The sequence below is a fragment of the Cryobacterium sp. TMT1-2-1 genome (assembly GCF_004403955.1).
GTDB classification, from domain to species: Bacteria; Actinomycetota; Actinomycetes; order Actinomycetales; family Microbacteriaceae; genus Cryobacterium; species Cryobacterium psychrotolerans.
Window position 1 is genome coordinate 19,532 of the sequence record NZ_SOHC01000063.1, and the last position, 9,523, is coordinate 29,054.

The 9,523-nt window shown below is 69.6% G+C and carries 7 protein-coding genes; 5 read left to right on the forward strand and 2 right to left on the reverse strand.

Annotated features, from left to right (window positions below):
* Window positions 1-20: 20 nt before the first annotated feature.
* On the reverse strand, window positions 21-359 hold the full coding sequence (locus E3T33_RS10970) for a hypothetical protein (protein ID WP_134474096.1): 339 nt from the start codon (window positions 357-359) through the stop codon (window positions 21-23).
* Between the two features lie 93 nt (window positions 360-452).
* Between E3T33_RS10970 and E3T33_RS10975 the strand changes: the two genes are divergently transcribed.
* Window positions 453-1,688, forward strand: a complete 1,236-nt coding sequence (locus E3T33_RS10975; protein ID WP_092321232.1) for an APC family permease — start codon at window positions 453-455, stop codon at window positions 1,686-1,688.
* Window positions 1,689-1,828: 140 nt separating this feature from the next.
* On the opposite strand, the gene gndA is transcribed toward E3T33_RS10975, so the two are convergent.
* Complete coding sequence (gene gndA / locus E3T33_RS10980; protein WP_092321233.1) at window positions 1,829-3,280, reverse strand: NADP-dependent phosphogluconate dehydrogenase; 1,452 nt, start codon at window positions 3,278-3,280, stop codon at window positions 1,829-1,831.
* A gap of 274 nt (window positions 3,281-3,554) precedes the next feature.
* Between gndA and E3T33_RS10985 the strand changes: the two genes are divergently transcribed.
* The 4 genes from E3T33_RS10985 (at window position 3,555) to E3T33_RS11000 (ending at window position 9,429) form a co-directional block, all read left to right on the forward strand.
* Window positions 3,555-4,220, forward strand: coding sequence for a 50S ribosomal protein L25/general stress protein Ctc (locus E3T33_RS10985; RefSeq protein WP_092321234.1), 666 nt, complete (start codon window positions 3,555-3,557; stop codon window positions 4,218-4,220).
* A gap of 35 nt (window positions 4,221-4,255) precedes the next feature.
* Entirely contained in the window at window positions 4,256-4,837 is a 582-nt protein-coding gene (gene pth / locus E3T33_RS10990) for an aminoacyl-tRNA hydrolase (protein WP_092321235.1), read from the forward strand.
* 129 nt (window positions 4,838-4,966) lie between these two features.
* Complete coding sequence (mfd, locus tag E3T33_RS10995; RefSeq protein ID WP_134575306.1) at window positions 4,967-8,704, forward strand: transcription-repair coupling factor; 3,738 nt, start codon at window positions 4,967-4,969, stop codon at window positions 8,702-8,704.
* Entirely contained in the window at window positions 8,701-9,429 is a 729-nt protein-coding gene (locus E3T33_RS11000; protein ID WP_134575307.1) for a MazG family protein, read from the forward strand. The genes mfd and E3T33_RS11000 overlap by 4 nt, the downstream gene beginning before the upstream one ends.
* The last annotated feature ends 94 nt before the right edge of the window (window positions 9,430-9,523 follow it).

Consider the following 9,523-nt stretch of genomic DNA (forward strand, 5'->3'; position numbering starts at 1 on the left):
CGGCGCGTGCCGGTGCGGGCCTAGGGGGCTGCCGGGATGAGGCCGAGCGGCTCCACGAACGTCTCGCGTTCGTTCGCGTCGACGGCGTAGCACTGCCAGCCGAAACCGCCGGCGCCGGCGAACTCGAAGCGGGCCACGGATGATTCGGCGAACGGGTGGTACCGGTCGACCGACGCCAGGCAGGCGTTGGTGGCCGTCGAGCCGGCGACCTGCAGCGTGGTGAGGATGCCGGGCACGACGAGAGACACGAGGCCCAGCACCACCACGATCCGCATCATCGTCAGGGTACGGCGGCTGCGCAGCGGGCGCGAGGCGTCGTGCGGCTCGTAGCCGGCGAGTTCGGGGATCTCATTGCTCATGGTCATAGGCTCCGGTCCCAGTATCCCAGATGCCGGATGCCGCCTTGCTGTGTGCGTCGCCGGCAGCTCACCCGTGCTGGTTAGGGTGGTGTCATGACCACGCTGGAGCGCCACCTCGGGCTCGGGCGCGCGATCATCGTCGGCCTGGCCGCGATGATCGGCGCCGGCGTCTTCTACGTCTGGGCGCCGGCCGCGGCGGCCGCCGGAACGGGCCTCCTGATCGGGCTTGTCATCGCCGGGGTCATCGCCTCGCTCAACGCCCTCAGCTCCGCGCAGCTCGCGATGGCCTACCCGGTGTCGGGCGGCGCGTACGCCTTCGGCCGCGCCACCCTCGGCCCCTGGTGGGGGTTCGCGGCCGGCTGGCTTTTCCTCGCCGGCAAGACCGCCTCGGCCGGAGCGATCGCCCTCATCGCCGGCAGCTACCTCTGGCCCGAACAGTCCCGCACCGTCGCGGTGGCAGCGGTGGTCGTGCTCTGCGCCGTGAACATGGCGGGCATCCGGACCACGGCCGGAGTGAGCGCCGCGATCGTGTTCACCGTGCTCGGCGGCCTGCTCGTCGTCTTCGCGGCGATCGGCTTCGGCGGCAGCCTGTCCGGGGCGAGCCTGGACCTGTCGACGATGACGGATGCCGGCTGGTACGGCATCCTGCAATCGGCCGGCCTGCTCTTCTTCTGCTTCGCCGGGTACGCCCGGATGGCGACGCTCGGCGAAGAGGTGCGGGCCCCCCGGCACACCCTGCCGCGGGCGATCATCACCGCGCTGGGCATCACGCTGGTGATCTACGCAGTCATCGGGGTGCTCTGCGTGACCATCCTCGGCCCGGCCGTCCTCGCGACGTCCGCCTCGCCGCTGGCGGACGTGCTCGGCGGCGACGAGCCCTGGACCGGCCTCGCCCGCGTGGTGGCCGCGATCGCCTGCCTCGGCTCTCTGGTCGGGATCCTCGCCGGTCTCAGCCGAACCGGGCTGGCGATGGCCAGGGAGCGCGACCTGCCCGGCCCGCTCAGCCGGATCTCCGAGCGCACGCACGCGCCCATTCTGGCCGAGGCAACCTTCGGGCTGGCCGCGATCGCCGGCATCCTGCTGCTGGACCCGGCGCGACTGGTCGGCTTCTCGGCCTGCGCCGTGCTCGTCTACTACGCGATCGCGCACCTGAGCGCGCTCCGGCAGCGCCCCGCGGACCGCTGGCTGCCCCGGGTGATCCAATACGCGGGGGTGGCCGGATGCCTGCTGCTCGCGGTCACGCTCCCGTGGCAGGGCGTGCTCGCCGCGGCCGCCTGGCTCGCCGTCGGCCTGTTCGCCCGAGCCGTCCGCCTCGCCCGCGCCCGCTGACCCGCCCCGCCGCCCGGTTCCGTCCGGTTCCGTCCGGTTCCGTCCGCCGAGCTTGCCACTTCCGGTCGAGTTTGCCTGGCGCGCCAGGCAAACTCGACCGCAACGGCCAAACTCGGCGGAAACGCGAGGGCGGGAGGCGCCTAGTGCGAGGAACCCGCCGACTCGACCTCGGAGCGGTCGCCCGACCACAGGGTGTGGAACGTGCCCGGCCGGTCGACGCGCTTGTAGGTGTGCGCGCCGAAGAAGTCCCGCTGGCCCTGCACGAGGGCGGCCGGCAGGCGCTCACTGGCGAGCGAGTCGAAGTAACTCAGCGCCGAGGCGAACCCGGGAACCGGGATGCCCGACAGCGCGGCGGTCGAGACGATCCGGCGCCAGGCGGCCTCACCGTCGGCGACGGCCTTGGCGAAGTACGGGTCGACGAGCAGCGTCGGGATCGACGGGTCGTTCGCGTAGGCATCCACGATGCGGTTGAGGAACTGGGCCCGAATGATGCAGCCGCCGCGCCAGATCGTGGCGATGGCGCCCTTATCGACGTTCCAGCCGTACTTCTCGGCGCCGGCGATGATGGCGTCGAAGCCCTGGGCGTAGGCGACGACCTTGGAGGCGTAGAGCGCCTGGCGCACGTCGTCCTGGAAGGTGTGGCCGACGACGGCGATCTCCGGACGGGCGTCGACGATCGCGCGGAACGGGACCCGCTGCTCCGGGTGGCTCGACACGGCGCGGGCGAAGACCGCCTCGGCGATCCCGCCGACGGGCACGCCGAGGTCGAGCGCGTTCTGCACGGTCCAGACTCCGGTGCCCTTCGAGCCGGCCTCGTCGAGCACGATGTCGACGAACGGCTTGCCAGTCGCAGCATCGACCTGGCGGAGCACCTCGGCGGTGATCTCGATCAGGTAGCTCTCGAGGTCGCCCGAGTTCCACTCCGTGAACACGTCGGCGATGGCGGCGGGGGAGTGCCCGCCCACCTTGCGGAGCAGGTCGTAGGCCTCGGCGATGAGCTGCATGTCGGCGTATTCGATGCCGTTGTGGATCATCTTGACGAAGTGGCCGGCGCCATCCGTGCCCACGTGGGTGACGCAGGGCACGCCGTCGACGACGGCGGCGATCGATTCGAGGATCGGGCCGAGGGTCTTGTACGCCTCCACCGATCCGCCGGGCATGATGCTCGGGCCCTTGAGGGCGCCCTCTTCGCCGCCGGAGATGCCGGCGCCGACGAAGTTCACGCCGGTCGCGCTGACGGCCTTCTCCCGGCGGATGGTGTCGTGGAAGTCGGCGTTGCCGCCGTCGACGATGATGTCGCCGGGCTCGAACAGGGCGGTCAGCGCTTCGATCACGGCATCCGTGCCCCGGCCGGCCTGGACCATGATGATCGCCGTGCGCGGCTTCTGCAGCGAGGCGACGAAGTCTTCAATCGTTTCGGATGCCACGAAGCCGGCCTCGGGGTGCTCCCCGGTCAGCAGGCGGGTGCGTTCGGGGGAGCGGTTGTACACCGCGACGGTGTTGCCCTCCCGGCTGGCGAGGTTGCGGGCGAGGTTCGAGCCCATCACCGCCAGTCCGACGACGCCGATGTTTGCGGTTGAAGTTTCAGACATGAGGTCTCCTGGGCTGGTGTGGGGGGACCCGTCAAGCCTACTGACTGCGCCGACGGCGTGACCCGTGATGACAAGGCGGCGCCCGGCCCCCGCACCCTGCTAGACTGGGCAGCTGAACTTCGGCGAGGGATTTCGCATGTCCGGGCAACCGGGCGGGCGGCATCCGTAATCGACGCGGCGGACGAGACCTACGGCCTTTCCTCACGCGCTATGCGTTCGAGTTGAACCAGTACACACACAATCTGGGCTGTAGAGGTCCGCAAGGAGTAACACCATGGCGAAAGAATCCACCACCGACAACAAGGTCGTAGCCGAGCTGCGCGAAAGCTTCGGCAAGGGCGCTGCCCGCAAGCTGCGGGTTCTCGGCAAGATCCCCGCCGTCATCTACGGCCACGGCACCACCCCGGTGCACGTTTCCCTTCCCGCGCACCACATCGCGCTGATCCTGCGCCGCGCCAACGCCATCCTCGAGCTGGACATCAACGGCAAGAGCCAGCTGACCCTGGTCAAGGACGTGCAGAAGGACCCGGTACGCCAGATCATCGAGCACCTCGACCTGATCGTCGTCCGCAAGGGCGAGAAGGTCCAGGTTGACGTGCCCGTGCACCTCGACGGTGAGTCGTTCCCCGGCACCATCGCCGACTTCGACACCCACTCCCTGCTGCTCGAGGTCGAAGCCACGCACATCCCGCAGAACGTCGTCGTCTCGATCGAGGGCCTCGAAGAGGGCGCGCAGATCCACGCCAAGGACGTTGCACTGCCCAAGGGCGCGACGCTCATCTCCGACCCCGACATGCTCGTCGTGTACGTGCACACCCCGCGTGGCACCGACGAGGGCATCGAGGCAGCGGATGCCGCAGCCGCCGAAATCGCCGAGGAAGAGCACGAAGCCGCGGCCGCCGAGTCCGAGGCCGGCGAGTCCACCGAGTCCGCCGAATAATTCTCGACTGGATTCGCCGAAGGCGGAGGACTTCCCTGGACGCGAATCTCTGGCTCGTAGTCGGGCTCGGTAACCCCGGGCCCGGCTACGCCGGCAACAGGCACAACGTCGGCCAGATGGTTTTGGCCGAGCTCGCCAACCGCATGGCGGCGAACTTCAAGACCCACCGCACGAATTCGGCCGTCGCCGAAGGTCGCAGCTTCCCGGGCGGGCCGGGGCTCGTCCTGGCCAAGCCGAACACGTTCATGAACGTGTCCGGCGGGCCGGTCGCGGCGCTGCTGCGCTTCTACTCGCTCGAGCCGTCGCGGCTGATCGTCGTGCACGACGACCTCGACATCCCGTACGACACCGTCAAGCTCAAGCTCGGCGGCGGCCACGGCGGCCACAATGGCCTGCGCGACATCATCGCCGCCACCGGCACCAACGACTTCATCCGGGTGCGGGTCGGCATCGGGCGTCCCCCCGGCCGGCAGCCCTCGGCCGACTTCGTGCTCAAGGACTTCTCGTCCACCGAGCGGGCCGCGCTGCCCAACCTGTTGTCGGATGCCGCCGACGCGGTCGAACTCATCGCCTCCGACGGCCTCGTCGCCGCACAGCTCAAGTTCCACACCGCCTAAAGGCGCCACCCCCTCCGCCGAACTGTGAGTTTGGCACCTTCGCCGGGCGCGGGAAGGTGCCAAACTCACAGTTCGGCGGGCTGCGTCGGCGTTCGGCGGGCTCCCACGTGGCTCAGATAGACTTGCCTCGTGATCCTTTCGGGCTTAATCGCAGCGCTTTCGCGCGCCTCCACCTTCGATAACGCCCTCGTTTACGCGAACCGGGACGCCGATTTCTCGCTCGCCGAGGGCCTCCGGGCGCCCCTGCTGGCCGGCCTGATGGACCGCCGCCCGGCCGAGGACCGTGCCCTGCTCGTGATCACGGCGACCGGCCGCGAATCGGAGGCGCTCCGCGAGAACCTCGCCTGCTTCGATTCCGAGGCCGAGATCATCGACTTCCCGGCCTGGGAAACGCTCCCGCACGAGCGGCTCAGCCCGAGCGCCGAAATCGTCGGCAGGCGCCTCTATGCCCTCCGCCGGATGCGCGACTGGGAAGAGGCCGACCCGTCCACACGCCGCCCGCTCATCGTCGTCGCCTCGGTGCGCGCGGCCCTGCAGCCCGTCTCCGACAACCTCACCGACTACGACCCGATCGAGCTCACCGTGGGTGCGCGCGGCCACGACCTGGCGGCGATCGCCCTCGGTCTCGTCGACGTCGCCTACTCCCGGGTGGACATGGTCACCCGGCGCGGCGAGTTCGCCGTGCGCGGCGGCATCCTCGACGTCTTCCCGCCGATCGCGCCGCACCCGTACCGGATCGAGTTCTTTGGCGACGAGGTCGAGCAGATCCGGGCGTTCTCGGTTGCCGACCAGCGTTCCCTGCCCGAACCGGTCGCCTCGGTCAGCCTTCCGCCGAGCCGCGAAATGCTGCTCAGCCCCGCCGTGCGCCAGCGTGCCCGCGAAATGCAGCACGAGTTCCCGAGCCTGGCCGGCATGCTGGCGAAGATCGCCGAGGGCATCCCGGTCGACGGGATGGAAAGCCTCGCCCCGGCCCTCGTCGACCGGCTCGTGCCGATGACGCACTACCTGCCCGGCGCCACCGCGATCGCCGTCATCTCGCCGGAGCGGGTCGCGTCGCGCGCCATCAGCCTGGGCGAAACGAACCGCGAGTTCCTCTCCGCGGCCTGGAGCGCCGCCACCGCCGGCGCCGAGGCGCCGATCGACCTCGAGTCGGGCGAGTTCCTCACCCTCGGCGCCCTCCGCGACTCCGTCAAATTCAGCGCGCCCGGCGCCCCGGCATCCCGCCACGCGTGGTGGACGTTGAGTTCGTTCCAGGCCGCCCCCACCGATGAGGTCGTGCTCCCGGAGCACCGGGAGCTGGATGACCTGCTCACGGTGCGCCTCGATGCCCAGGCCGTGCCGAGCTTCCAGGGCAACGTCGATGGCGCCGTGGGCCACCTCGCCGAGCGGCTGAAGGACGGCTGGACCGTGGCCGTCGTCGCCCAGGGCGCCGGGCTGGTCGAACGCGCCGCCGACGTGCTGGCCGAACACGAGCTCCCCGCCCGGATCGTCACCGAGTTCCCGGCGAACCCCGAGCCCGGCATCGCCTACCTGCTCAAGGCATCCGTCGACCACGGTTTCGAGCTCCCCGAAACGAAGCTCACCCTGGTCAGCGAGTCGGAGTTCTACGGCCGCACGGTCGGCTACGACGCCCGGCAGGTCAAGAAGCTCGCCAGCCGCCGGAAGAACGTCGTCGATCCGCTGCAGCTGAAGACCGGCGACCACGTCGTGCACCAGACGCACGGCATCGGCCGGTTCCTCGAGCTCACCCAGCGCGAGGTGTCCAGCGGCGGCCGCAACCCGGTGAAAACCAAGCGCGAGTACCTCGTGCTCGAATACGCCCCGTCCAAGCGCGGGCACCCCGGAGACAAGCTGTTCGTGCCCACCGACCAGCTCGACCTGGTCACCCGCTACGTCGGCGGAGAGGCCCCGGCGCTGAGCAAGATGGGCGGCAGCGACTGGTCGGCGGCCAAGACCAAGGCGCGCCGGGCCGTGCGCGACATCGCCGTCGAACTCGTCAAGCTCTATTCGGCACGGATGGCCAGCAAGGGCCACGCCTTCGGGCCGGACACGCCCTGGCAGCGCGAACTCGAGGAGTCGTTCCCGTTCGCGGAGACGCCCGACCAGCTCACCACGATCGACGAGGTCAAGGCCGACATGGAGCGGCCGATCCCGATGGACCGGCTGCTCTCCGGCGACGTCGGCTTCGGCAAGACCGAGGTGGCCGTGCGGGCCGCGTTCAAGGCGATCCAGGACGGCAAACAGGTCGCGATGCTCGTGCCGACGACGTTGCTTGTGCGCCAGCACATGGAGACCTTCCAGGAACGATTCGCTGGTTTCCCGATCCACCTGCGCGCCCTCTCGAGGTTCCAGACCGAGAAGGAATCGAAGGAGACGATTGCCGGGATGCTGGACGGCACCGTCGACCTCGTGATCGGCACGCACCGGCTGCTGTCCGAGTCGATCGTCTTCAAGGACCTCGGTCTCGTGATCATCGACGAGGAGCAGCGCTTCGGGGTGGAGCACAAGGACGCCCTGAAAAAACTCAAGACGAACGTGGACATCCTTGCGATGAGCGCCACGCCGATCCCGCGCACGCTCGAGATGGCGGTCACCGGCATCCGGGAGATGTCGACCCTGGCCACCCCGCCCGAGGACCGGCACCCCATCCTCACCTTCGTCGGGCCGCACTCGGACCGCCAGGTCGCCGCGGCCATCCGCCGGGAGCTGCTGCGCGAGGGACAGATCTTCGTCGTGCACAACCGGGTGTCGAGCATCAACCGGGTCGCCGCCCACCTGTCCGAACTCGTGCCGGAGGCGCGGATCGCCGTCGCCCACGGCCAGCTGCCGGAGGCCCAGCTCGAGCAGGTCGTCGTGGACTTCTGGGAGCGCAAGTTCGACGTGCTCGTCTCGACCACGATCATCGAAACCGGCCTCGACATCGCCAACGCCAACACGATCATCATCGACCGCGCCGACAAGTTCGGCCTGAGCCAGCTGCACCAGCTGCGCGGACGGGTCGGCCGTGGGCGCGAGCGGGCCTACGCCTACTTCCTCTACGACGAGAACAAGCCGCTCACCGAGATCGCCCACGACCGGCTGTCCACGATCGCGGCGAACAACGAGCTCGGCGCCGGCATGCAGGTGGCGCTCAAGGACCTCGAGATCCGCGGCGCGGGCAACCTGCTCGGCGGCGAGCAGGCCGGCCACATCGCCGGGGTCGGCTTCGACCTGTACCTGCGGATGATCGGTGAGGCCGTGAGCACGTTCCGCGGCGACGTCGCCGAGGGGCAGACCGAATTGCGACTGGAGCTGCCCGTCGACGCGCACATCCCCGAGGACTACGTGGACAGCGAGCGGCTGCGCCTCGAGGCCTACCAGAAGCTCTCGACCGCCAGTTCGCCGACGGCGGCGAAGGAACAGATCGACCTCGTGCTGGAGGAGCTCACCGACCGCTACGGCGAACCGCCGCTGCCCGTGCAGAACCTCATCGCGGTGTCGCGACTGCGCTGGCTGGCCCAGCAGATCGGGCTCAGCGAGGTCGTGGCGATGGGCTCGAACCTGCGCGTCGCCCCGGCCGAGCTGCCCGATTCGATCCAGGTGCGCCTGCAACGGATGTACCCCGGCTCGCGTTACTTCACCCAGAACGGTTCGCTCACGGTGCCGATGCCCCGCGTCAGCGTCGGAATGGGAGCGGAGGAGCCGCTCGAGGATTCGGCGCTGATCGAGTGGGCCGGCAGTCTGCTGGCCACGATCTTCCCCGTTCAGGCTGCCGAGGCATCCGCGAAGGGTGCCGACAAGGCCGCCGACAAGGCCGCCGACAAGGCTGCAGCGGACAAGGCGGCCGCCAACCCGACGCTCAAGACCAACCCCCGGAGGCCTTCATGACCAACCCAGACGTCCAGCCGGACGCGGCCCAGCCGAGCCAACTCGACCTCCTGATCGAGACGGTCGCGCGGCTCCGCGCGCCGGGCGGCTGCCCGTGGGACGCCGACCAGACCCACGAATCCCTGGTGCAGTACCTCGTCGAGGAGAGCCACGAACTCATCGACGCGATCGAGGCCGGCGGCCGCGAGGAGATGATCGAAGAGCTCGGCGACGTGCTCTACCAGGTGATCTTCCACGCCGACATCGCGGCGCAGACGCGCGGCGAGGACTTCGACATCCAGGACGTTGCCGCGCACATGAACGCCAAAATGGTCGGGCGGCATCCGCACGTCTTCGGCGACCTGGTGCTCGACACGGCCGACGACGTCGTGGCGGCCTGGGACGACTTCAAGGCCGCGGAGAAACCGCACCGCACGAGCGTGCTCGACGGGATACCGCAGGGCATGCCCGCGCTCGCGCTGGCGGACAAGGTGCTCGGCCGCGCGCAGAAGATCGGCCTGCTCGAGGCGGATGGCGGTTCACCGCTGGCGATCTCGAGCGAAGACGAACTGGGCCCGATCCTGCTCGCCATCGTCTCCGCGGCCAAGGCCCAGGGACTCGACTCCGAGCGGGCGCTCCGCAGCGCACTCCGCGACCTGCAGGACGAGATCCGCGCCGCCGAGGCCGAGCAAGCCGAGCGCGGCGCCGATTCCGCCGACGCCGGCATCATCGGCTTCCCGACCTAGGGCGTGTCTCCTAATTCGTGTAACCAGATGGTGATGGCACGGAGGACGACGCCTCCGCGGTAGGTGAGGGCGAGTTTGTCGTAGCGAGTGGCGA